General features: G+C 48.9%; 22 protein-coding genes and 1 pseudogene. 2 read left to right on the forward strand and 21 right to left on the reverse strand.

The genetic code is table 11. From position 1 onward, the window contains the following. A partial coding sequence (locus RRY12_10945; GenBank protein MEG2185186.1) for a Synerg-CTERM sorting domain-containing protein occupies positions 1–1,298 on the forward strand: 1,298 nt, incomplete at its 5' end. A 119-nt stretch (positions 1,299–1,417) separates the two neighbouring features. On the opposite strand, the gene RRY12_10950 is transcribed toward RRY12_10945, so the two are convergent. From RRY12_10950 to RRY12_11050, 21 genes are all read right to left on the reverse strand, one after another. Next, entirely contained in the window at positions 1,418–2,236 is an 819-nt protein-coding gene (locus RRY12_10950) for a nitrilase-related carbon-nitrogen hydrolase (protein MEG2185187.1), read from the reverse strand. Positions 2,237–2,282: 46 nt separating this feature from the next. Next, positions 2,283–2,495 (reverse strand): hypothetical protein, encoded by a 213-nt coding sequence (locus RRY12_10955; GenBank protein ID MEG2185188.1) that lies wholly within the window; start codon positions 2,493–2,495, stop codon positions 2,283–2,285. A gap of 307 nt (positions 2,496–2,802) precedes the next feature. Next, a complete protein-coding gene (locus RRY12_10960; protein ID MEG2185189.1) occupies positions 2,803–4,194 on the reverse strand; it encodes a uroporphyrinogen decarboxylase family protein in 1,392 nt (463 codons plus the stop codon). Between the two features lie 20 nt (positions 4,195–4,214). Then, a complete protein-coding gene (locus tag RRY12_10965; protein ID MEG2185190.1) occupies positions 4,215–4,853 on the reverse strand; it encodes a corrinoid protein in 639 nt (212 codons plus the stop codon). A gap of 241 nt (positions 4,854–5,094) precedes the next feature. Beyond that, on the reverse strand, positions 5,095–6,636 hold the full coding sequence (locus RRY12_10970) for a BCCT family transporter (protein ID MEG2185191.1): 1,542 nt from the start codon (positions 6,634–6,636) through the stop codon (positions 5,095–5,097). 114 nt (positions 6,637–6,750) lie between these two features. Next, on the reverse strand, positions 6,751–8,181 hold the full coding sequence (locus tag RRY12_10975; protein ID MEG2185192.1) for a trimethylamine methyltransferase family protein: 1,431 nt from the start codon (positions 8,179–8,181) through the stop codon (positions 6,751–6,753). Between the two features lie 191 nt (positions 8,182–8,372). Beyond that, the gene (locus RRY12_10980; protein MEG2185193.1) at positions 8,373–9,230 is read right to left on the reverse strand and encodes an FAD binding domain-containing protein; all 858 of its coding nucleotides are present in this window, start codon (positions 9,228–9,230) and stop codon (positions 8,373–8,375) included. Beyond that, complete coding sequence (locus RRY12_10985) at positions 9,230–11,563, reverse strand: xanthine dehydrogenase family protein molybdopterin-binding subunit (GenBank protein MEG2185194.1); 2,334 nt, start codon at positions 11,561–11,563, stop codon at positions 9,230–9,232. The genes RRY12_10980 and RRY12_10985 overlap by 1 nt, the downstream gene beginning before the upstream one ends. Continuing rightward, positions 11,563–12,048, reverse strand: coding sequence for a (2Fe-2S)-binding protein (locus RRY12_10990; GenBank protein ID MEG2185195.1), 486 nt, complete (start codon positions 12,046–12,048; stop codon positions 11,563–11,565). The genes RRY12_10985 and RRY12_10990 overlap by 1 nt, the downstream gene beginning before the upstream one ends. Before the next feature lie 18 nt (positions 12,049–12,066). Continuing rightward, positions 12,067–12,870 (reverse strand): selenium-dependent molybdenum cofactor biosynthesis protein YqeB, encoded by an 804-nt coding sequence (gene yqeB / locus RRY12_10995; GenBank protein MEG2185196.1) that lies wholly within the window; start codon positions 12,868–12,870, stop codon positions 12,067–12,069. Between the two features lie 17 nt (positions 12,871–12,887). Next, positions 12,888–14,108 carry a tRNA-dihydrouridine synthase gene (locus tag RRY12_11000; protein ID MEG2185197.1) on the reverse strand — a complete coding sequence of 407 codons (1,221 nt, stop codon included), beginning with the start codon at positions 14,106–14,108 and terminating at the stop codon, positions 12,888–12,890. 74 nt (positions 14,109–14,182) lie between these two features. Next, a complete protein-coding gene (locus tag RRY12_11005; protein ID MEG2185198.1) occupies positions 14,183–14,584 on the reverse strand; it encodes a cupin domain-containing protein in 402 nt (133 codons plus the stop codon). Positions 14,585–14,636: 52 nt separating this feature from the next. Continuing rightward, entirely contained in the window at positions 14,637–15,338 is a 702-nt protein-coding gene (locus RRY12_11010; GenBank protein MEG2185199.1) for a DUF2848 family protein, read from the reverse strand. A gap of 200 nt (positions 15,339–15,538) precedes the next feature. After that, the gene (locus RRY12_11015; GenBank protein MEG2185200.1) at positions 15,539–16,186 is read right to left on the reverse strand and encodes a GntR family transcriptional regulator; all 648 of its coding nucleotides are present in this window, start codon (positions 16,184–16,186) and stop codon (positions 15,539–15,541) included. Between the two features lie 163 nt (positions 16,187–16,349). Continuing rightward, positions 16,350–17,213, reverse strand: a complete 864-nt coding sequence (locus tag RRY12_11020; GenBank protein MEG2185201.1) for an EamA family transporter — start codon at positions 17,211–17,213, stop codon at positions 16,350–16,352. A 243-nt stretch (positions 17,214–17,456) separates the two neighbouring features. Beyond that, a complete protein-coding gene (locus tag RRY12_11025) occupies positions 17,457–18,005 on the reverse strand; it encodes a DUF6672 family protein (protein MEG2185202.1) in 549 nt (182 codons plus the stop codon). A gap of 2 nt (positions 18,006–18,007) precedes the next feature. Beyond that, the gene (locus RRY12_11030) at positions 18,008–19,096 is read right to left on the reverse strand and encodes an ABC transporter permease (GenBank protein MEG2185203.1); all 1,089 of its coding nucleotides are present in this window, start codon (positions 19,094–19,096) and stop codon (positions 18,008–18,010) included. After that, positions 19,096–20,142, reverse strand: a complete 1,047-nt coding sequence (locus tag RRY12_11035; protein MEG2185204.1) for an ABC transporter permease — start codon at positions 20,140–20,142, stop codon at positions 19,096–19,098. The genes RRY12_11030 and RRY12_11035 overlap by 1 nt, the downstream gene beginning before the upstream one ends. A gap of 17 nt (positions 20,143–20,159) precedes the next feature. After that, positions 20,160–21,779, reverse strand: coding sequence for a sugar ABC transporter ATP-binding protein (locus RRY12_11040; protein ID MEG2185205.1), 1,620 nt, complete (start codon positions 21,777–21,779; stop codon positions 20,160–20,162). A gap of 239 nt (positions 21,780–22,018) precedes the next feature. Next, entirely contained in the window at positions 22,019–23,209 is a 1,191-nt protein-coding gene (locus RRY12_11045) for a DUF3798 domain-containing protein (GenBank protein MEG2185206.1), read from the reverse strand. An 87-nt stretch (positions 23,210–23,296) separates the two neighbouring features. Then, positions 23,297–24,403 carry a Xaa-Pro peptidase family protein gene (locus RRY12_11050; GenBank protein ID MEG2185207.1) on the reverse strand — a complete coding sequence of 369 codons (1,107 nt, stop codon included), beginning with the start codon at positions 24,401–24,403 and terminating at the stop codon, positions 23,297–23,299. Positions 24,404–24,820: 417 nt separating this feature from the next. Here RRY12_11050 and RRY12_11055 point away from each other — a divergent pair. Then, positions 24,821–25,090, forward strand: a pseudogene (locus RRY12_11055) (DUF3798 domain-containing protein).

Raw genomic sequence — 25,090 nt, forward strand, 5'->3', positions numbered from 1 at the left:
CCGTCCAGAACAACAATCTGACGACAGCCGACATGGGCTTCCGTTCCGACTGCGGCTACTACAGCCAGGACGACGGGACTATGGCCATAGGCTTCGCCGTGACGGGGCTTTATGGTACGGGCAGGCTCTGGGGAGCAGGCAGCCCCTATTCAAAATATCCCGACCCAGGTTTCAACCTACCCTTCCGTTGGGATTATCAGATACAAAAGAACCCTTTGGATCACCTCGTGGAAAACAGCGACCCGCAGAAGCGTTATCAGCTGCGCGGCATCAAATTTGAAAAAAACATCGGAGGACAAACGAGTACCACAGGCAGCCTGCAAAACGGCCTTGGCTTGAGGCTGCTGGAAAAAGGAACTGATTACAAAATTACGCTGCGCGTAATAAACTATAGCTTCGTCAGCGCCAATAACGTCACCGTTAAATATTACTATCAGCCATGGGACGAAAACAACCCGGATCCAGCCGCAAATTATCCCGTGGACAACCCCGCGTCAAGTTCCAAATGCAGATTCCTGGTAGATAATAAGATAACCTCTATAGCCGGACGCAAAAGCAACACAGATAACTGGGCCCTTTCAAATATAATATGGACCGTTCCAAAGGAGCCGGGACTAGGCTACCTGCACACAGTAATTGATTTTGCCGGACAGACGGAGCTTAATGCCGCCAATAACCACGGCTACACACTGGTAGGAATGTACGATCCCAAGATCTTCGAAAACGTAACAAACCAGATTCAAAGCGCCTCCGCCTCCTCTCTGTCTGTCATAGACCCAGAGAAACGCCCCGATCTACAGCTGATATCTGTCAGCGCGACGGAGCTAAAGGAAGACGGCACGCTTGGAGAAGAGGTCACGCTCAACAACAACGCCAGGTACAAGAAACTGAAGATAACGGTCAAGGCAAAGTTCACAGGTGGCCTCATAAATATAGGAGGCAATGAGAAAAGCGTGCAGTATATGCCAATCGTAGGCATAGGGCTCTTCACAGGAAAAAAATATCAGACGTCTCTGCTTGCTGCGGAAGAATATCCTGTACTTACAGAGGGGAACGAAAAAGAACTGAGCTTCGTTTATGACCCGAAAAACCCGGGCTATGACGTTAAAAACGGAGTTTCTGTAAAAATATTCTCTCCGTTGCTTGGCGTGAAAGAACAAAAGAACCTCGAAGACAACGTAAAGGTTCTCTGGAATACGCAGGATGCCAGCAGCGGCGGTAGCGGCGGGTGTGCGACAACAGCTTTCCCATTAGTGTTGCTTGCTCTTCTGCCTCTTGCTTTCCGCAAAAAGAAATAGTTGACACCCATCAGCACTACCAATAAATAGCGCTGATAAAGCTAAAGACAACGAAAGGCCATTGCCTCGAACGACGCAATGGCCTTTCGTGTATCATGAGATAGTAGATAGTCTAGCGGTTATTTCACCAAATCGCCGTAAAGGTGCGGCAGGCGTTTCTCGAACACCTTTAAGAACTGCCTGTTTTCATTTATGTTGGTGACGTCTATCTCCGCAAACTTTGCGTCGCGGGTGCCTGAGCACGAGGCAAGCACCTCTCCCGTGGGAGAAGAGACGAAAGATTCGCCGCCGAAGTCTATATCGCCCGAATAATCGCAGTTGTTGACGGCCACCGTGAAGAACATGTTTTCTATCGCGTGGGCGCGGATCATGGTGCGGTAAAGGTCCATGCGCGAACGCGTCCACTGGCTGCATATAAAGAGCGCCTCCACGCCCTTTAGGGCGTATACGCGTATCCACTCGGGGAAACGTATGTCGTAGCAGATGATGCTTCCGCAGGTGATGCCGTCCATATCAAATATGCAGGGCTTTTCGCCGTGCTCAAAGACGCCGTCCTCAACCGTTATAAACGGCACGAGATGCACCTTATCGTAATGTGTCACCAAATCTCCGGCCGGGTTGACGATGAGGCTCCTGTTGTAAAACTTACCGTTTTCCTCCGCCATCACGGAACCGCCGGTGAACCAGCAGCCGTATTGTTTTGCGAGACGTCCCAGAAAATCCGTAGTCTGAGCCGCGTTCTTATCCGCCACCTGCGGCACGACGTCAAGCGCGTATCCCGTATCCCACAGCTCCGGCAACACGACCGCCGTCGTCATTTCAGAAGGCTTGTAGTATTCCTTGAACCAGCCCTCAACGCTCTCCATATTAGCGCGCCTGTCCCCAAGTGCGACCGGTATCTGAAGCAGCGCCGTTCTGAATTGTTTTTTGTCATTCATAACATATCACCCTCGTATAATTAAGTAGCGCTAAAAAGCGCAGTATTCAAGAATCTAGTACAATTAATGTAGGCGCTGCAGACGGGGATGCCGTGTATAATTCGTTTGCTTCGGCATCCAGAAAGTGGTTTAAAGTCTCTTTTATTGCTATTGTTTCCTTAACTATGGAGTTAAGATCGCCCTTAACCTTGCACTCTCTGATCGCGAAAATTTTCCTGACAGCCTGTAGATTTTCGTCCATAAGTGTGTTACCTTTCATGGAGTAGTCCTCCTTGTTTACGTACGTTTTATTGCCGTAAACTTACACATACCAAATCGGAGGACTGTTTGCAACCTCTGCCCCAGCTGCACGACAAAACCGCTGCACTCTCATCATAAAACAGTTCATTATTTAAACTTAAAACTGGAAGCAGCTTCTTTTAGCCCGCTGTTCCATATGTGCCCATAATGATTGACACGTTACTTACTGTTTAATCCTAAGGTAAAACCCACGACAAACAAGATTTTTTAGCTACGACCACTTAGCACAGGGGCTCGTCTCTGCGCTTGTTATTAGGTAGTGGTAATTATTTTATTTTTACAGAGAGTGATATTCGTTTATTTAATTCTTTTATAAGATCTTCGTCGGTAGGAACTATATTGTCAAATACAAGTTCATTATTAATAAGCATGGAGGGCAGATTTTTAACTCCTATTTGCCCTACACGTTTGATGCCAGCTAAACTTTTTATAAGAGTTTCACGATAGGTTAATTTATCACCGTAATTATCCTTAACTCTATGCAATGATTCCATCATATACTGGCATGGAGCACATCCTTCTGAATCCAAAGTTACAATTTCAACAAATATCTCACCCGGCTTTATCTCAACATCATCAAAACCCTCACTAGACGCGTCGCAATTAGCCAAGGCCTCATCGAGAGACATAAATCCAGTGTTAAGTGAGGGCGTTTCTCCTAATACAACATATCTACCAATGGCTTCTAAATTATATTCTGGAGTATCAAACGGGAGGTCACATCCAGGAGAAAGTATATATCCTGTATATCCGCCTTCGTCGATACAGTGCTTTGCATCTTCAACGCATTCATAAGGATTACCAAACAGTAACGTTGTAGTCAAATGAAGGTTCCCCTCCACAGCTACGTTATATTTTTTTGCAATTTCTTTAGATACCGAAATGCTCACCTGTTCGTCAAATGCAATGCCATCAGGTTTACATTGCATCATCAACTCTATATTTTTGGTGGCATCTCCGCAGCAAAACAGAGTCACAAGTCCCCCTAACTTTTTGACCTCGGAGATGGCCGGCTCTACCGTGTTCATGACATATTTTTTAAAATGTCTAGGAGAAATTTGGCTGGTCATTGGATCCACCAAGGCCACTACATCAGCGCCAGCCTCGACATACCATCTGGACATTTTTCTTGCTACATCAGCGCAAAATTTGAGTACCTCGTCTGCTCTTGCAGGCTCTTCTATCATGTCTGTTAAGAATTTAGCACCTGCTAGATGTAACGCCAAGGTAAAAGGACCACATATAAGAGCAAATATAGCGGTATGTTCTCCGATATCTTCTTTTAAAGTTTTTGTTGCATACAAAGCATCCCTGATACGTCCTAAGTCCGGGGTCAATTCTGGGAGTTCAGTTATATCTTTATAGTCTAATATATGAGTTGCAACAGCGGGAGGATTATTTTTTGACCATTTTAGAGCACACCCTAAAGCCTCGGCTTCAATTTGAAGATCAAAAACAGAACAGACTCCATCAGCAAAATACCGCTCTGCGGCGACCTTAACCCCTTCGACGATATTTTGAGGAGAACGTAGGTACGTCTCTGCATCAACACCAATCAGCTTTGCACAATGTACCCCCGTAAATGGTACCCAAGGCACTCTTTCGACTTCCTCAAAACGTAGTGCCTTAAAAACTAAATCTTTTCGCGAAGTATTCAATTCCTTCATCTCCTGTCATATTATGCAACATTAAGCAATTCTTTAGCAATGGTCACCGCGCTACTGGCATCAGCAGAATAGTGTGCTTGAATCTTTCCAGCATATAGAGGACTTAAAGGAGCCCCTCCAACCATAACATGTAATTGGTCATATAGTCCCTCTTGCTTTAAAAGAGCTATGACTTCTTCCATTTTTCCCATTGTTGTCGTTAACATTGCTGACATTGCTAATATGTCAGGTTTTAATTCCTTAACTTTGGCTATAATATCTGCTGCTTTTCGGTCCACTCCAAGGTTTATTACTTCAAATCCAGCACCTTCTAGCATCATCCCTACAAGTTTGATACCAATGTCGTGTAAATCGCCTTCGACCGTTACGGTAATGATTTTGCCGCTTACCTCCACACCAGCTTCCTTGAGGTAGGGGGAGAGATAATCTACTCCGTATTGCAAAGTCTTGGCGGATACCAAAACTTCCGGAACAAACATCTCTCCTTCCTTAAACAATATGCCAACTTCATTCATACCAGCTATCAAGCCCTTTTTTAAAATATCGGCGACGGGTACATTCTCCGCTACGGCTTTCTGGCATAGAAGAACAATGTTTTTTGCTTCTCCATCTAACACAGCGTTAGCTATCTCGGATAATATTACATTCATAATAACTATACCTCCTACGAATTAGATTCCTTGTATTTACAACAAGCAATAACGTTTTATTCAAGAATTCACATGTGTTTTTTGTATAACTTATCCAACTTTAAGCGTTCAACTCTTTTTAATGATACAAGATCCTCAAATTACTGGTACAACATGTTATATTATAGGGTGCGTTATATATGGTAGGCTAAAATATTAGCCTACCATATATCCGAGCAGAGTGTACTTTGTAGATTATTAATTATTCATCTTTCTTAAACTGCATTTCATACATTATCTTAGCGCATTTAGGCCCCAGCCACAAAGTCGGGAAATAATAGAAAGTAAGGGGCACTGCCGTAAATACAATAAAATTTTGGAGAGCCCCTATACCACCAGCACCTAAGCGTATTAGAAGCGCGGCTACCGCTCCCATAACCACCCCCCAGACAACTCTCAACCATATCGGCGGATTTTCTTTTCCAGAGACAGATATAGCCATCGAATACGTCATCCCAGCCCCTGTTGTAACGAGGAATAGAGCAACCAGTACCAATATCACAGGTATCATTAAGCTCTGTAGCGGTAATTGGCGAATAATTGACAACAACGCGGCAGGGAGCCCGCTACTATTCAGTGCGGTGGAGACAGAGCCTGGAGTCGCCAATTCGTAAAAAATTCCGGCACCACCAAGAACCGAAAACCATGCGTTTGTTGCAATCGCGGCTACAACCGAAACTGCTAGCATCAATTCACGAATCGTCCTACCTCTTGAAACTCTTGCACAAAAAACTGCCATCATAGGACCATAACCAAGGAACCATGCAAAGAAGAAGATCGTCCACCAACCGATCCATTCTGTGTTTCCTCTGAAAAGCGCTAGCCGTATAAAATCTCCGCCCATATATAACCCCATCGCTGAACAGAAGGAATCAATAATAAATGCCCCCGGGCCGAACAATAGTATAAATATAATTACAAATATGGTTAAGCATATATTTACAAAACTCACATGGTTAATCCCTTTATATATTGGAGTTATTGCTGTAAGTGTATATGCAACCGTAACCACTGCAATAACAGCAAGCTGAGTGGTAAAAACATCCGGGATTCCTGTCATGTTTGAAATCGCATAACTCATTTGAAGCCCCAAGAAACCAATTGGGCCAATGGTGCCAGCAGCAGTTGCTATTAAGGTTGTAGCATCGACGAGAGAACCCCATATACCATATACCCCCTTCTCGCCAAGAAGTGGGTATATGAGGGACCGTGGGGCCAATGGCATACCCTTGCAATAACAACTGTACATCAGAACAATGGTTCCAAGAGTTCCTAATATAGCCCACGCATAAAACCCCCAATGGAGAAAGGCCTGACACAGTGCAGGGGCCACAGCTTCTTTCGTTGCATTCTCTATGCCTGTGAATGCAGGGGGGACATTAAGAAAATAGTACATAGGTTCGGCTGCCGACCAAAACACTCCGCCGCCTGCAAGCAACGTACACATTATCATACACACCCACCGAAATGTGGAGAACTCAGGTTTATCCATCCCACCCAACTTCACCTCACCGTATTTACTAAAAGCAAGAGCTATCGACATAAAGAAGGTTCCAAACAAAAGTATCTGCCAAATGGCTCCAAAATATTTTATAGAAAAAGAAAATGAGATATTTACTAATTTAGTGACAAGATCAATATCCATAAACGCCATCGCGACAAATATAAGTAGAAACCCGAGACTAACTGACGAAACTATCATATTTTGTTTCTTGGAAATTGCACTATTCTGTTCCTTTAACATCGTTGCATCTCCTTTCAGATATTGGGACTACGGAATTTATGATTTGAATTATCAGTGTTCCAAAACAATTGGAGCTAATACACCTATATCTTAAATATAATTTTTTAGGTTAGACTAGAGTAACTTTTTCAGAACTGCATTAATGGCATCGCACTTGTCTTGAGAAAGCAATGGTCCTTTTCTTTCTTCTAACAAAGTTATCACTTTTTCAGTAGCCGTTTTATGGACATCTTTAGCGCCCGCTTCTTTCCAAACACTATAGTTTTGTCTATTGTGAACTTTAGGATGCCATATTTCTTTTCTACAGTTTTTAAACGACATGGGATGCTCCAAGAAACTCCCTCCACAGCCAATCTCGTTGATTGCGGACACAGAATCGTCCATTGCTTTTTCAGTGACATTAATACCTCTAGAAACCCGCTGCAGAGCTTGCACACAATCAGGAGTAAAAATTAAATCGGCATAATCAACTAATAGGTCTGAATCTAGTTGCATGGAGTCCATTAAGTCTGCATTAAAAATATTCAACGCCCCAGTAAGAGCTGTCTCAAAACCAGCCTGAGCATCTAAAACCTTTGAATCACGCAATAAAGCTGGCATCCTTATTGGAAGGTCGAAATATCTGCCAAGTTGAGCCATAGCTGCCCTCATCATTCCAGATTCTGGACTTCCCATGCATGCTGTTACTGTACGCATATCTAAACTACGCACAAAGCTGGTATAAATCACGGGGGAACCAGGGTTCACTAGTTGAGCCAATGTTATACAAGCGAGGATCTCAGCATGTGCTTGAGCAAGAGCTCCGGCACAGCTCATCGGGGCAGAAGCCCCTACCATTGGCCCTGATGTCAAAATTATAGGAATGTTGAGCCGATTCATTTCCATCATTGCGTCAAGAGACTCAAAGTCTATTCCAAGACAAGGTAATGTAAGCACCCAACCAGAAATACACGGGCGTTTATAAAACAGCTCTTTACTACCTAGTGCAATGGAAGCCATTTCTACAGCATCGCGCACACATTTGGCCCCCAACATTCCACCTGTGATATGTTTTGTGGTATTCTGGAGACATGTAGCCCATGTATACCAGTCATTATACGCACCTGGTACATCTTGAGGAGTTACAAGCCCCCCATTAACCGCGATTACGGGAGAACGGTCCGCTAACCAAGTCAATCTGGCCAAATCTTCATTGCTAGCAGGACGACGTTCGCCATTCCATGGATCAATTACATCGATCGCCATCGTCATACATACATTTGTGGGCAAATTATCAACAAAATTTACATCGTGTTCAGGGGTTTGGGCATACAGTGTGACATCCGCACGCTTGGGTACAGTTTCCAAAGCTTTATCTACCAAGCATGAAGGGAATTTGACGATTCCCGTTGTTTCGTTAACCGCTGCCCCTGCCTTCATCAATACTTCGAGAGCTTCTTTATGCGGCATCTTCATACCTATTTCGGATAGAATTCGCAAAGATGTTTGATGAACAAGTTTAATCTCCTGTTCAGACAAAAAACTTAATATAGGTTTCATTGACATTCCACGCCCTTCACTACAGTCTAATATCCCTTAAAATTGGGAATGCTACTCTTACACGATTCAATTCTTCTTTCACCAAACCATTCAGGGAGATCTGCTGTGTTTTCGCGTTAATCCAACTGAGACTTCATCTCTTTATAATCTTTACGCTCCAGGATCAACGAAACTGTCGGTATATTTTTGAGAAATCCCTACTTGTTGAGCGCCGCTCTTAGAGAGTCGGCTATTCTTTCTTCCAGCATTTCTTTGCGATATTCCATGCTTCCCCTGACGTCCGTTATGGGCGTGGCGCAGGAGGCTGCGTACTTGGCGATTGCGGATATGTTTTCTTCCAGTGACGCGTCAATACCGTGGAACTGCGCAAGTGACTTTACCAGTATCGGAGTTGGGGCAACCGCTCCAAGCGCTATGACAAGCTTTTTTATCTTTTTTTCGTCAGTTAAGCATTCCAGACGGATCGCGGCGCCTATCGTCGCAAGGTCCATCCCGGGGCGTCTGCTGTGTTTTACAAAAGAGGCTCCGCCTTCTGCTGCGTGGAACGGCAGCACAAAACCGCTTACCAGTTCTCCTTTTTGGAGAATAGTTTTCCCTGGGCCTACAAAAAACTTATCTAGAGGGCAGCGCTTCTCCGAATTTTGTGAAACGATCATGACCTCCGCTTCGTAGACCAGCAAAGGAAGCACCGTGTCCGCCGAAGGCGCCGCGTTGCAGCAGTTGCCTCCGATGGTGGCTCTGTTTCTGATCTGCACGGAGCCTACTTTGCTTGCGGCTTCGGCCAGGATGGGGAAATATTTTAATATCTTCTCGTCATACTGCACCTGCTCCATTGTGGCGCCGGCGCCTATAAAGAGTCCCGATTCCAGCTCCTTGATCTCACTGAAATCTTTGATGCGGCCGGTATCAAGCAACGTCATGTCGGGGAATCCCGTTTTTTTCCACTTAGCTATGAGGTCGGTGCCTCCGGCCAGCACTTTAACTTCCGGATGGTCCGCAAGATAGCCGAGCGCGTCTGACAAATTTTCAGGTGAATAATAGTGTAAATTGTTCATTATTTACCCTCCTCCGCCTTTTTTTCATTGAGCGCTTTTAAGACCTTCTCCGCCGTAATGGGAAGCTCGTTGAACCTTATCCCTATGGCGTTGTATATTGCGTTTTGTATAGCTGGAGCCGTCGCGTTGAAGCAGCATTCTCCTATTGATTTTGCGCCAAAACCAGTTGTCCATTCAAAGCTGTCTACGACGTCGGCGTGGATGACGGGGATGTCCGCCGCTGTCGGAAGCTGATAGTCTAGGAAGCAGGCGTTGATTACTTTGCCCTTATCATTGTGGCGCAGATGTTCCATCAAGGCCCAGCCGTATCCCTGCGCCATGCCTCCCTGGATCTGTCCCTCGAGCGCAAGCTTGTTGATGGCCTGTCCGACGTCATGTATGCCCCAAAGCTCCGGCACTTTTATCTGTCCGGTCTTAGTGTTGACCTCAACCTCCGCCACATGGCATCCGAACGCGTAGCCGCCGGAGATGTTGTTATATTTTGTGGCGTCGGGATATTCCACGCCGGCCGGCGTGAAATGACCGATTCCCAAGATATGCTGACCGGGGTTGTCGCAGACGTGTTTCCACGCCAATTCCGCATACGGAGCTTTTTTGGAAGGATCGGAGATACAGACGACCGCGCCCTCTTTCAGCTCCAGATCTTTTTCATCCACGTTCAAAACGTCTGCGGCTAATGTTATCAGCTTCGATTTCATGTCGTCGACAGCCATGCGCATCGCGCCCGTCGCCATATAGGTGCCGCGGCTTGCAAAACAGCCGAGCCCGAATGGGACGATGTTTGAATCAGGATCAGGCACGCAGATATGTTCAAAATCTACTTTCAGCGCGTCTGCTACGCACATGGAGAGCGTAGTTCTTATGCCCTGCCCCATGTCGGGCTCGTTGCTGTAGATGTATATTTTGCCCTGCTCGTTCATTCTGAGAAGGACTGCCGCGCCTTCAAACGGCTTTATAAACGACCTATTGCCGGAAACATGCACGGTGGCCGCCATGCCTATTCCCTTTTTGATGTGGTCGTCGTTTGCCGTGTTCATGGCCGAATATTTTTTCCTCTTCTCGTGGAAATTGGAATCTCCAACGCCCTGTTCTATACATTTTTCTATCTCTACGCTGTTGGTCTTCCATCCGTGAGGATTGAGATAGCCGGGAACCGCTATGTTGCGCAGACGAAGTTCGTCCGGAGCTATGTTGAGATGTTCTGCTACTTCATCAAGATGCGTTTCGTGCACAAAGTGCATCTGAGAGTTTCCAAAGCCGCGGAAGCAGCCGGTCGGCACCTTGTTGGTATAGACAAGGTTGCATTCCGAGTGCAGCACCGACACCTGATACATTATGTCGATACGGTACATCGCGGTGAGGACTATCGGGATGCCGTAAGAGCCGTAGGCTCCGTTGTCCGCAAGTATGTTCACCTTTTTGCCAAGATATTTTCCCTCTTTGCTCCACGCCGTTTTTATATCCATATACATGGGCACTCTGGGAAGTCCGCACTGAAAATCTTCAACTCTGTCGAGGAAAAAACGCACCGGCTGCTGCGCATATTTTGAAAGCAGCGCGCCCAGCGGGTGGACCTGCTGTGAAAGTTTTGCGCCGAAGCCGCCGCCGAACGGGGGCTGAACGATACGGATTTTTTCTACTGGGATATTCAGCGCCACAGCGTAGTCATATCTAGACCATGTAGGGGTCTGGATGCCCGCGTAAATCGTGAGATTGCCGTTGCTGTCCCATGTCGAGACGCCGCCCATCGGTTCGATGTACGCCTGATACTCCAGGCTCGTCTCGTATTTTCCTTCGTGTACGTAGTAGGCGTTTTTAAAAACTTCGTCGATATCGCCACGCGGAATAAAGAGGTGGTGATTGACGTTATTTGGAAATTCAGGGTGGATAAGGGGAGCGCCCTCTTTCATGGCGTCGTGCATATTGAGCACGGCGGGAAGCACCTCATATTCCACTTTGATTTTTGAAAGAGCCTCTTCGCACGATTCTTCATCAACGCCGGCCACTGCGGCAACTTCGTCGCCGACGAAATTTACCTTATCGACGGCAAGAAGATATTCGTCTTTTGTTGCAGGGCCCCATTTCTGCTGTTCGACGTTCTTTCCCGTAAGCACACATTTGATGCCAGGCACTTTCAGCGCTTCGGAAATGTCTATGGAGAGAATCTTCGCGTGCGGATACGGGCTGCGAAGGGCGCGTCCGTGAAGCATTCCCGCAAGATGTATGTCGCTCACATAATTGAGTCTGCCCGTAACTTTGTCCTTGGCGTCAAGATAGGGCTGCCTCGAACCTATAACCGTGTAGTCTCCCTTTTCATAATGGACGTCGGCCATCACTCGTCACCCCGAATCTTTTTAGCCGCTTTCTTCACTGCATCAAATATTTTCTGATAGCCGGTGCATCTGCATAGATTTCCGGTAAGGCCGTATCTGATCTCTTCGTCAGTAGGGTCGGGATGTTTTTCAAGAAGCGCAAGTGTCGACATGACCATTCCGGGAGTGCAGTAGCCGCACTGTATGGCCCCCGCCTCTATAAACGCCGCCTGAATCGGGTGAAGGATTTTGCCGTCCTCTGAGGAAAGCCCCTCTATGGTGATAATTTCCGCGCCTTCGGCCTGAACCGCGAGCACAAGGCAGGAGGTGACCGTCCTGCCGTTCATGATGACGGTGCAGGCGCCGCATTCGCCTTCGCCGCATCCGACTTTTGTTCCTAAAAGACCAAGCTGCTCTCTAAGCACCTGCGCCAGCGTCCAGTTGGTACGCACCGCGACTCTTTGAGCTTTGCCATTTACAATAAAATTAAGTTCTCTCGTCTCCATTGCTTTCAGCCCCACTTTCTAGAAGCTTTTTGACTCTGCGTTGTTTCTGAGGACCGCTTCAAGTACTCCTCCTGCAATCGCCAGAGCCTTATCTGTTATGGAAAAACAATGCTCTCGTATATTTCTTGGATCCACATCCCCGATTTTCATTCCCTCTGTCACATAAACGGAGGGATGTATCAATCCTCGAAGGATGCCGTCTATCTGCGCGCAAACGTCAGCGCCGCCGATACGGCCGACTACCGCGCCCGCCGTAACGTGATCGCCGATTTCTGCGAACTGTTCCATGTAGCCTTCGGCGGGTGCCCTGAGAAGCCGTTCTGTCGTATACCCCATCTCCATCCCCGGAATCCCGGTGTTTGGAATGGCGCCGCCTTCAGACAGTAAACGGCCAAGGTAATGTCCGCGTTTTGTCTCAACTACATAATGAACATCAACCTTGGCCGTAAATCCAGGACCTATCCCTATAACCATTGGCGCCATATTTATATTAGTTCCCGTATTGCGCTTTGCCATGACGGCGTCTATGACGATATCAGGACGCAGGCGGGCTATGGAATCCCCCTCGGGGTCTACGATAACGGATACGCCTTGTACGCCGGAAAATCCATCGGCTGACGATATCCTTTTGACCGGCATTCCATCTATAACACATTCACCATCAAAAACGGCAGATGCCGCGGAGACCGTGCGCCTTACGGCAAGGGGCGCAGATACTTCGAGCGAGAGGACTCGAAAGCCACACCTCCACAGCCGGTAGATGATGCCGGTAGCCAGATCTCCGCCGCCCCTTACTATTACCAATCCGCCGTAGGGTGTCATTTTAAATGCGTTCGCTCTTAATTAAAGTCCCCAAGATAAATTGGGACTTCGCCTTCCATCTTTATCGCGTCTTTCGGGCAAAGCGCCGCGCAGAGGCCGCAGCCGTCGCATTTGTTGGGGTCGATGCTTGACTTTTTCTTTCCGTCGACGTCAACCATTTTTATCGCGTCGTAGAAGCACCAGCTCGGGCAGAGGCCGCAGCCGACGCATTTATCCTGACACACCTTGCTGATGGCAGTATGGTCGCGGTCGACCTTGTCCCATGTCGTTATCTGCGGAAGAGTGATACCACGCAGCTTGTTTATATCGTCGATGTTGTGGTCGATCAGATATTTTTCAGCGCCGTCCAGGAAATTTTGGACTTCGCCGAACTGTTTGGGGCCGTACATGATGGCGGTGCAGGTCTGTACCGTAGTGGCTCCGCACATGATACACTTAATAACGTCTTCCCAGCTGAATATGCCGTTTGTTGCGGAGATAGGCATTCCCGTAGCCGCTGCAATTTTTGCGATCCATTTGAGCGTGATGGGGCGCATCCAGGGGCCGCCGACGCCGGCAAAGCCGCCGTGCAGAAGCGGACGTCCAGTTTCGATATCCACGTCAAGCGCGGAGAAACGATTGACGACGGTGAACCCGGCGGCGCCGGCCTCACGGCAGCGCTGAGCCGCGTCTACGATGCTTACGGCTTCGCTGGTCAGCTTTACGAATACTGGTATCTTTACGGAGTCGCATACGATGCGCGTTACCTCGGCCGCGGCCTCGGGTGAATTTCCGAGTTCCTGACCGCTCTTGTATCCGAGGTCTTTAGGGTGGGGGCAGCCGAAGTTAAGTTCGATCATGGGGAGGCCAAGCGCTTCCATGCGTTTGGCAAGCTCGCTCCAGCTCTCTTTGGAGTTGCCGGAGATGCTGCCTACCAGAGTGCAGTTGCGTTCGTCGCACTCTTTTTTGGCAGTCTCCATCTCCTTCATCCAGTCGTCCGTATTGTAGGTGGCGAGGAATTCACAGGAATAGTTTGAGTAGTTGTTGGGCCAGCCTTTTTTGTGGAGAACGGTGAAACGGGGCGAAACATATTTCTGCGCAAGAGGCTCGGGGCTGAATGTCTTGGCAATGACTCCGCCCGCGCCGGACTCGGCGCATCTGCGCATGTATTCTCCGTTTTTGCTCGGAGAAGCTGAAGCAATGACCATAGGATTTTTAAATTTTACGCCGCAGTATTCAACAGAAAGATTGGGTTTCATAAAAATGCCTCCAAAAATCAAAATAGAATAAAGTGGAAAGAGGCGTCTGCGCGTCGGCCGGCGCCTCTAAGATGTTATCTTGGCGCGCCGAGTTTATTTTTGAGGAGCGAGCATTCCGGGTCGATTGGCTTTGTGGGGTCCTGATAACGGAACTCCATCGTCATGCAGCCAAGGGGGATGCTGTACGGGCCGTGCTTCATGCCGGGCAGGCGTGAGCCGTAATACCCTTTGGCCATTGTGAGGTTTTTGTTCGTGTCGGTCAGATATCCGTCCACCACGTATATTTCCTCACAGAAGTCATGAGACAAAAGCTCAGGCATCTCAGTATGAGGCGGGAACTTCAGAAGCCTCGTATAATTTCCTGTCACAGGGTCGTGTGAGAGCACCTTCTCCATTGTACCGTTGTAGCCGCCCTCTACAAGCCGCCACTCACCGTGAAGATCAACGTCGCGAATTTCATATTCCTGCTTTGCCATTAAAAAACGCCTCCTCTAATTTTTGTGTTAAAAAATAAAACGATTGAGTTTTTTAGTTGCCTTTATACCAGGATGTCTTGCACTCCATCTCGTAAACGTTTCCAAGTTTCCTTCCAAGGATCGGGTCTTCTAGCTCCGTTTCAAAGTAAGGGCTGTAGTCTGCCTTAAAGAGAGAGGCTACCGTGCCTGAATAGACTACCAGTCCCTCTGTATCGTCGGGGTTGCAAAGAAGCTGCTTTGTTCTTTCTACAAGCTCCGCCGCGTCTAGCATCGCCGTAAGCTTCGCCTCCTGGAACAGCTTCCTTTCTCCATCCGCCTTTATCCAGCTGCGAAGTATTATATCGTCCCAGTGTTCGATGACCTCGCTCAATTTCCACAGCTCTCTGCTGATCGTATTCGGATAGACCTGTTTTGCCTTTGGAATGTCTATCGTCTCAAGCTTACGGTCCGTATGGTCGCTGCCTACTCCAACGTAAATTTCGTCTTTATCAAAAAAAAGCGCGAACTCAGCCTCTCCAGAATGATCTGTTTCGTCGAGCACCTCAAAGCCCGCTGCCTGCGTAAGCTTATCGGTGAACTTTGTAAAATAGACCGGCGTTTTGTCAGGGGCCGGTATCCCTTCGGCCTTCAGTTCGTCTATGTGAGCCTGAACCGCCGCCTGATCTCTTCCCGTGTAACCTGCGTTGATGATATGTTTAGGGATAAAGTCGATTACCTTTTCTTCTCCGTTTTTTGATAGAACCTTAAATTCCACACCATTCGCTCCCCTCTTGACCTTGCTCTTTTCTTGATATGCACTTTTTAAAATTGAATGCAAATAAATAGTTGGTATGCCAATTATCTATTTTGGATGCAATTTTGTCAAGAGGAAACCTTTACTTTGAATTAAAAAAGGAGAACCTAATCTCGTAGGCTCTCCGCTTTAAATTATTAATTAAAAGATTAAAATTAAGGCTAGTTTTCGATACATTTTTTTAAATCGCTTATCAATGCTGCATAACTGTGCTCCAAATGGTTTTTCATTGCCCTGCGCACTTCCTCAGGCTCTTTATTCCAGAGCGTCTCCACCATAAGTTCGTGTTCTTTTATGACCTCTTTCCACCTGTCCTGACCACGGAGCGCAAGCAGGCCCATTCTGAGCACCTCTTCCTGCACTGTGCTCCAAAAGCGCAGCAGTCTTTCGTTATTCATGCTTTGGACTAAGATGTAGTGAAACTTGAGGTCGAGCGTCGTAAAGCTGTATTCGTCCGTCGTCTCTTTCATCTCGTTTAAAATAGAATCCAGCTGACCCGCTAGCACGCGAGATTCCCCGTTTTGCAAAAGCTCGTCAATCGCGCTGTATTCGACGATGTTTCTGATTTGGATTATTTCATGGACGTCTGCTATTGTGACGGGCCTCACCTGCATTCTCTTGCCTTCGCCCGGCACGAGCCATGATTCCTGGGAAAGGCGCTGTATCGCCTCTCTGACAGGAGTGCGGCTCACTCCGAGGCTTTCGGAAAGCTCGCGCTCCTTCAAAACGGAACTGGGCGGATATTTAAGGGAGATGATATCCGCCTTTATTTTTTCGTATACCTGTACCGACAATGATTTTTCTTCCATCTCGTTCACCTCGTACGATACAATAGCATACTTTTGTACTTTATGGGATACATTTACGGCAAATTGTATTTCATTCTTTCATTTAACGCCTATTCGACGCTAGCAGGAAGATAAAAATACAAAATAGGCCGCGCGTTTATTTTGGAAATTATTTATTTTGTTCTCAGGCGGTGGCTTTGTTTTTTAGGCGCTCGCTGATCATGGCGCCTCCGATAATCATCACTCCGCCCGCCATCTGGATGGGAGTCATCGCCTCATGCAAAAAAATGACGGAAAAGGCTACCGCGGACAACGGCTCAAGGTAACCGCAGACCGCCACAGTCTGCACGGGAAGTTCTCCGATGGAAGAAAAATAAAGGTAACAGCCAATGCCTGTATTCAGCAGACCAAGAATCATGATTGGATACCAGTCGGATGGCTCTACGTAGAAGGAAACGTTTTGCTTTAGGCAGACAAATACGGCGACTGTCAAAAAGCTGACCCCCAGCTGGAGGGATGAATTTTGCAGTCCTGCAATAGGAGACGACTTCATGTTAAAGATGACCATAAAGGCATACATAACAGCCGACATGGCGCCGCAAAAGACGCCCCATTTTGTGGCGCCGTGCGCGGCGGCCTGCCCATTGACAAGAAAAATACCAATCAAAACGACCAAAAACCCCGCGGTTTTCCCCCATGTCATGCGTTCTCGAAACAACAGCGGCGAAAGCGCCATGACAATGACCGGACCGCAATAGTACGCCAGCGACGCAATACCTACACCTAGATTGCTATAGGCTTCATAGAGGAACATCCAGCTTAACCCCATGGCTATTCCGGATATAGCAAGGCAGAAGGACTGTTTGGGATATTTGTAAAACGTGAAGGAATTTCTTGTGAGAATAAAAATTGAAAAAAGCAGCAGGCTGCCTATCAGTGTCCTTAAAAATACGATCGTATAACTTGGAAGCGCTATTTTACTTGCTACGATCCCGTTTGTCCCAAATAACAGCAATGCTGATATATATTTACAATATGCGCTTTTCACCTATTACCAACTCCGCTTAAACAATATTGAGGTATAGTCTATGCGATTTTCATAAATAATAAAAGCAGATGTTTTTAAATACAAATGAAAAAATCCTTTTACTATTATCTAACAAAAGACGCTAGTGTATTTAAGTAAAAATAAATTGCTCCTCTTGTAAAACAAAGGCCCAATACAGAAACGGCTAAACCTAGTTCAAAGGTTTAGCCGTTTTGATTTAGAACTTAATTAACCGATTGGTCTTTATTCCGTTGTGGTCGGCCCTTCGATGGTTTTGTTTGAGTCGACTTCCTGCGTGGTCTCGCTTACGGGGCTTTCATCGAGGCCCTCTCTCTTTGCTTCGGCCTCAGCTTCGTTTTCGGCCTGCTGCTCCTGGACCTGCTGCTCGGTGGGGATCGGCAGTTCCGGGTTCGGCGCGCCTTCGACTATTGCGGGCAGTGAAAACATTATGTTTGAGATGGTGCCGAGGTTCATGTCATATTCGACGGTCTTTTCAACTTTTTCGCTCTGTTCGTTGATGACCTTTATGACTATTTTGTGGCGCGCGCCCTGAAGTCTCACGACGTCGCGGTCTCCGGCGTAGAATTCCATTTCCTTCTCTTCATCGCCGTCGACTACGACGGTCATGTAGGGGATCTCTTTGTATTCTTTTCCGGCAAGTTCCGCCGTTTTATTGTCCAGCAGCACTTCATGCTCTTTGCCTATGTAGTAGAGGCCGAAGCAGAGCAGCACGAGCAGCGCTACGAGGGCTAAACGGATGACGAGCCTTTTTTTGTTTATATTCTGTATCATCGTTATTCTCCTCTCAGGCTCCTGCGGGCTTCTATCTTGTCGCGCTGCCGCTTCCACGCGTGGAGGACGAGCGCAAGGGCGATGATGCCGTAGGAGACGAAGACGCGGAAGTATTCGCCGAGCTGCGCCTGTCCGATGAGTTCTTTGCCGGCCATCGGCGAGACGACGAACATGAGGTGGAAGAGCACGACTCCGACAAAGACGTTTGTTATCGTGGCGCGGCTGACGGAGGCTCCGCCTATCAGTATGGCCGCTATAGCGAACATGCCGGCCTGGTCGTGGCTGTTATAGGTGTTCATCGTTCCGATGTTCTGGAGGAAGATTATCTGTCCGAAGCAGGCGAGCACCGTCGATATGACGATGGCTATTATTCTGGTGCGTTCAACGGGAATGCCGGCGGAATCGGCGACAGCCATGTCCTGTCCAAGCGCGCGCATGTCCTGGCCAAGCTTTGTACGGCGGAACCAGATTATGAACAGGCAGAATATCCCTATGAGGATGAAGGTGGCGACGGGAATGTCGATGGTCGCTATCTTGAGCGGGATGAGGTTGTCAAGGACGTGGCGTACTCCTGTGAGGTTTATGGCGTTGCGTATGCCGTAGCCTCTGGAAAGCACTAGCTGCGGGTTGGAGATGGGGATGATGTTGCCCATGCAGTAGAGAACGATGAGCTGGTAGACTCCGTTGATGAAGAACCCGAGGATGTAGGAGGTCACCATTTCTCTGCCCTTGGCTCTGTTCAGCACCGCGCCGCAGATGTAGCCCAGCACGATGGCGATCGGCATTCCTACGATGGCTGCCAGCATCATTCCGGGCCAGCCAGCGACCGCCCAGTCAGTTACGAAGATGAGCCCTATCTGACCGGCCATCGCGCCAAGCACCATCCCGAAGTTGAGCCCCATGCCGGCGAGTATCGGTATGAGCAGCGAGAGGACGAGGAAGGAGTTACGGGCAAGGCGCGTCAGCATCTCCTGAACGAGATAGGTGGCTGAGAAGCCCGAAAGGGGAATAGCTATCGCCGATATGACTATGAATACTATCGGCACCGCATAGTCGGCGAATATTGATTTTATATCGTGTTTGTGTGCCATTATCTTTTCACCGTCACTTTCCTGGTGAGGGCGTATAGTATCATGCCGTTGCTGACTATGATGCGTATGACCTCAGACATGTCTGTCTGCATGACGCTGTTTATTACGGAGGGCGTCATGGTAAGTATTCCCTGGAAGAGGAACGTTCCGACTACAACGTTTACCATTGAGGCTTTGTTGACGGAGGCGCCGCCCAAGAGAATGGCCGCGACCGCGGGGAAGGCCATGTAGAAGGGGCCCATGTAGAGCTGGATGAATCCGAAGCTCTGCTCATAGACGAGGATGCCTAGCGCGCCGAGCACCGTCGAGATGACGACGGAGACTGTGCGCATGTTGTCTACGTTGATGCCGGAGGCGCGGGCGAACTCAGGGTTCGAGCCTACGGCTGTGATTGCGGTGCCTATCTTCGTGCGGAAGAAGGCCCACACGAGGAAGAGTATCAGCGCAAAGAATACATACATGCCGACTGGGAAGTAGAAGAACTCTCCTATCTGGATGTGGAGGTATTTGCTGAGAGCGTTGAGCCAGTAGCCCTCAACGCTTATAGTGGTGCGGAGGCCGGAGCCGCCGTATCCCCATATCATCGTGGGGCTGGTGTACGGAAGCAGAAGCCACGCTATGCACATGAGCGCGACCGATGAGAAGCCGACGTATGTGGCTATCATCATTTCGTCGCCTTTAACGCGGTTGAGCAGGAGGCCGTAGAGCCAGCCGAGCACTACCGCTATCGGAATGGCTATCGAGGCGGCGAGAAGGAATCCCGCGCCTCCCCTTACGCCTATCTGGATGGAGGTGACGGCTCCGAGCAGCCCTGCGATGATGCCAAGAGGCAGCCCGAAGTTCAGTCCGCATCCAGACTGCACCATGGGGACCATGGCGAGAACAAGTATGCCGTTCATTCCGACGCGGACGAGCGTGTCGGAGAGGGAGGCGTCTATCCTTACGCCTACGAACGGCGCGGCGACGAACAGCGCCAGCAGGAACAGGCCAATTATTATTCTGGGCCAGCCGGCGTTTTCAATAAATTCCTGTAATTTATTCTTCATTTTGCTCACCTGTCGTCCTAGTTTTCAGCTTGCGGCTGCTGCTCATCCGTTACGTGGCCGAGCATAAGCAGCCCAAATTCCGCAGCGGGCGCCGTAGCCGGCAGTATGCCGGATACTTTGCCTTCGTTGATTATCGCGATCCTGTCGCATATAGAGCGCAGCTCTTCAAGTTCGGAGGAGGTCATTATGATGGTCGTGCCCTCTTCTTCGTTTACTTTGCGCAGCGTGTCGAGAACGAGTTTCTTCGCTCCGACGTCAATTCCGCGCGTAGGTTCCGAGACGAAGAGTATCTCAGGGTTCACGGCGAAGGCTTTAGCGAGGCAGACCTTCTGCTGGTTTCCGCCGGAAAGCTCTATCGCACGCTGCTTGGGGCCTGTACAGCGTATCTGCAGCGATTCGATGTATTCCTGCGTGCATTTGTCGATGGCTGTGTCGTCGCGCCATTTAACAAGGCCGCCTATGAGCTTTTTGATGAATTTTTCCTGCACCTGAAGCGCCGTGAAGGTGATGTTCCAGTCGATTCCTTCTTCAAGAAGAAGGCCTACTCCCCTGCGGTCTTCGGAGACGAAGGCCATGCCCTCTTTGAGGGAGGCGTCGGGGTCGTTGAGCTTTATCTCTTTGCCGCGGAGCGTAACTTTGCCGCCAGCTGCGTACAGCCCCATGATGCCGTTTGAGATGCCGACCTTGCCCTGTCCCGCAAGCCCGCCGAAGCCCAAGATCTCGCCTTTGCGGACATCTATTGAAACGTCGCGGACTGTCTCTCCGGGCATGTCTACCCAAAGATGCTCCGTCTTCATTATGACGTCGCCTATCTGCCTTGCGACCTTAGCTTTTTCTTCTTCTACTTTTTTGTCGCCTTTTCTATCTACCATCCATGAGGCTATCTGGCGCACGTTTGTCTCTTTTGTACGCGCCTCCTGGATGACGCTGCCGTCGCGGACAACTATAAGCTTGTCGCAAAGGTCGATTATTTCCTGAAGTCGGTGGGAGATGAAGATGATCGCTATGCCCTGTTTGGAGAGTGTCTTTAGTGCTGAGATGAGTACCGTTGCCTCTGATTCCGCAAGCACCGCGGTCGGTTCGTCGAGGACGAGGAGGCGAGTTTTGCTTCTGTCTATCTCTCTTGCGATTTCCGTAAACTGCTTGTGCCCTACTGGCATTTCTGAAATTAGCGTATCAGCGTTGAGCTCTACTCCCAAGGTCTTGATGGCCTTCTCCGCTCTTTGCTGCATATCTGGGCGGTCCAGCGTCATGAGCCTGTCGCCGAACGCCTCTGTGAGAATGTTGTATTTTGTCGATTCTCTGTTTAAAAGTATGTTTTCGGTCGCAGAGAATCCCGGTATAAGCGAGAATTCCTGGTGGACCATCCCTATTCCGGCGTCGAGCGCGTCAAGCGGATCTCTGAAATGGACCTCTTCGCCGTCGATTATTATTTTCCCCTCGTAGCCTCCGGTTTCCTGTATTACAGGCATGCCGAAGAGGATGTTCATCAAGGTAGATTTTCCCGCGCCGTTTTCACCGACAAGCCCCATTATCTCCCCGGGCTGCAGTGAAAAGCTTACGTCCTGAAGAACTCGGTTGCCAAAGTATTCTTTGCCGATATTCTCCATTTTCAAAAGGGGAACTTCCATGGACATACACTTCACCTCGTTATTTTCCCATATAGATTTTGCGATATTTCCCTTATTTTACTAAACCTTATTAATAGTAGTTGATTTATCTCAATACGGCAAGAGTTAAGGCCGATATTCATCACGGCTTAAAAACAAGAAATTTTTCCGGTGTTTTAATCGAAAAGATAAACTGAAATGTTGATAAAAAAGCCGGGGTAGAAAACCGAATTCGGCCTTCGTCGCCCGGCAATATAATGTATTTGTTACTTAAGTTTGATGTACTTATCAGGAACCTTTTCTTTTGTTACGCCCATGTAGCCTTTGCCGAACACGTAGGTATCTTCATATACAAGCACGAACTTTTTGATCTTCATCTGCTTCGCCATGTCGTAGTAGGGAGCGCCGTTCCATTCCGCGCCAGGCGTGAACTTGTTGTAGCAGCTCCAGAGGTCTTTCATGTTGTAGAGTTTCGCTTTTTTCTCAACGATGCGCTTGCCGTACTCGGCGAGGGCGCAGGTCGTGCTCCAGCCGTAGGAGTAGGGCCATGTTCCCATGCGTCCCTTGCCGCCGGCGGCGATGACTGCCTTTTCGACCTTTTTCATGATGGCCGGCCAGTTGCCGGATTCATTTTTAAGGTCGATGCCGAAGGATCCGGGATAGCCCATAAGCGGTGACGGAAGGTCGGCTTCAACGAAGATGGCGCCGTACTTGGCGACCTGCTTCAGAAGAGGCTCGGTCTGCGCGTCGTTCGTGCAGAAGAAGGCTGAGTCCTTGCCGTACTTCTGTACCCACGCGGGGACCTTTTCCAGGATGAACTGCTGAGCGCCGGCGACGCCTACGTCAGAGGTGGGGTCGGGAGCTGTCTCAAACGCAAACTTCAGGCCGAGGTCTTTGCATGCCTGCTCCATGATGGCGCGGCGGCGTGAAAGAAGCTCGTAGCTCATGTGGCGCGGGAAGGAGATGTGGACGAATGTCTTTGCGCCCAGTTTCTTCGCCGTGTTGATGATGAGGTATCCGCGCATGATGTTGTCTACGCCGATAGCGAAGTCAGCGGTGCTTGTGATAACGTTCGGGTCTTCCTGGGGTTCGCCCGCGAAGCAGAGGATGTCCTTCCTCTTTTCTTTGACGCGGCGGAAAGCTTCGGTTGTTCCGGGGATGGCGTCATCGACTACGATGACCTTCATCTTGGGGTCGTCGGCGAGGCCGACTATCTGCGCGATTGTCGTTTCCATCTCTGACATAAAGTTGTCAGGCATGGTTACGTGCTTGATCATTCCGCCCTTTGCCACATCGCCGTATTCCTTGATAAGGCGCTCGGCTCCGCGGTAGGTATCCTCAGCCTGTGAAACGGTGAGCGTGGCCACTCCGATGTGGAAAGGAGCCGCGGCGAAGGCCGCGGAGGCGATAAACAGCGCGGCGATCATTGTGAAAAGAAAGACCGATGTTTTTCTCATGTTTCTAAATTCCTCCCAGATAAAATATATATTACGGATGCGAAGGGCAAACCCCAGGAAAACATTGGCCCTTCGCTAAACGCCAGTTTATTTCTCGCAGACTGTCAGCTCGCGCGGGAAGTGGTTCAGAGCTTCGCCTGTGCCGTCGGGACGGACCGCGACGAGATTTTCGATGCGCACGCCGAACTTTCCGGGAATATAGATGCCGGGTTCTACGCTGAATACGTTGCCTGGTTCAAGCGGCTTCGTATTGCCCTCTATCATGAACGGGTTCTCATGGACGGCGATGCCGATGCCGTGGCCTACGCGGTTGAAGAAATATTTGCCGTAGCCCGCGTCGACTATCACCTGACGCGCCGCACGGTCGACGTCCTGACCGGTGGCGCCAGGCTTCACCGCGGCTTCGCCAGCGGCCTGCGCCTTGCGCACTATTTCGTATATTTTTTTCATTTCTTCAGTAGGAGTGCCCGTGAAAAGAGTCCTTGTGGTGTCGGAACAGTAGCTCTTGTATCTGCCGCCGAGGTCGAGGATGATTATGTCGTTTTCCTGAATGACGCGCTGATCGCCCATGTAGTGCGGCATAGAACCGTTGGGGCCGCTTGCTACGATCGGATTGAACGACATGTTCTCCGCGCCGCCCTCTTCAAAGAACTCTCCAATTTTTTTAGCGATTTCGCGTTCCTTCATGCCGGGCTTGATGCACTTCTGGAGCTTCGTAACGACGGTATCGACGATGCGTGAGGATTCGCGCATTATCTCAAGTTCTTCGTCGTCCTTGCGGGAACGCTGGCCGGCCAGCACATCGACGCCGTTTACCATCTGAATGGGCATCGCGTCGCGTATAGCTAGCATGTCCACCGCGCGCACGCCGTCGTTGAAGGCTATTTTGCCGCCAAGCACGCCAAGGTGCTCGCAGCCGCGGCGGAAAGCTCCGGTGAAGCCCTCATGGTCGTCCCATTCCGAATAAAAGGGAACGTCTCCAAAGGCGTTGACCATTTCTTCTTTGTAAAGAAGCGGGGTCATAGCAAAAGAACGGCCGTCGGCCGCCACCATAAGGCCGCGCACTCTTTCGTCCGGATGCGTGTCAAGGCCGCCGATATATTCCAGGTCGGTGGACGGGCCGATGTAAAGCGCGTCAAGCCCGCGCGCGCGGAGTTCCTCCGCCAGACGTTCAACTCTTTCTTTTCTTATCATAATAACTGCCTCCAATTAAATTAACTTATTGCGGTGACATATTGCAGCAACAATTAACTTTTAATATATTATAAACTCAAGCTGATATTTCAACTAAACAAAAGTCCGTATGTCGCTGTGCAATTGGCTATGATGTACACCGCTAATATTAAACCCACACAGAAATATGTCAAGTTCTGAAAAAACATTCCCGTACGTCTGTATTACTATTTCATAATTTATTACAACAAAAGGCAAATCTGATATATTACAAAAAAATTTATTGACATAATTGAGTTCGTCAATATAATCGAAGGCGTCTGATATTTTCAGATGCGCACTTTACGGTGGAGACAATAAAACCATCCTCCATACAAGAAGGCGCAATCTTTAGGAGGAATCCTCATGAAGAAAGCAACGCTTTTATTGTTCGCCGCAATGCTGACGCTCTGCCTCAGCACAGCGGCTATGGCGGCGGCGCCGTTCCATATCGGCATCGTCACCGGAACAGTCTCGCAGAGCGAAGACGACCTTCGCGGAGCGGAACTGATGATCAAGAAGTACGGAGACGTCTCCAAGGGCGGCATGATCAAGCACCTCACCTACCCTGACAAATTCTTGTCTTAGTTGGAAACGACCATAGCCCAGATCTCCGGCCTCGCCGACGACCCCAAGATGAAGGTCATCGTAGTCAACCAGGCCATCCCG

Source organism: Cloacibacillus sp. (assembly GCA_036655895.1).
Lineage (GTDB): Bacteria > Synergistota > Synergistia > Synergistales > Synergistaceae > JAVVPF01.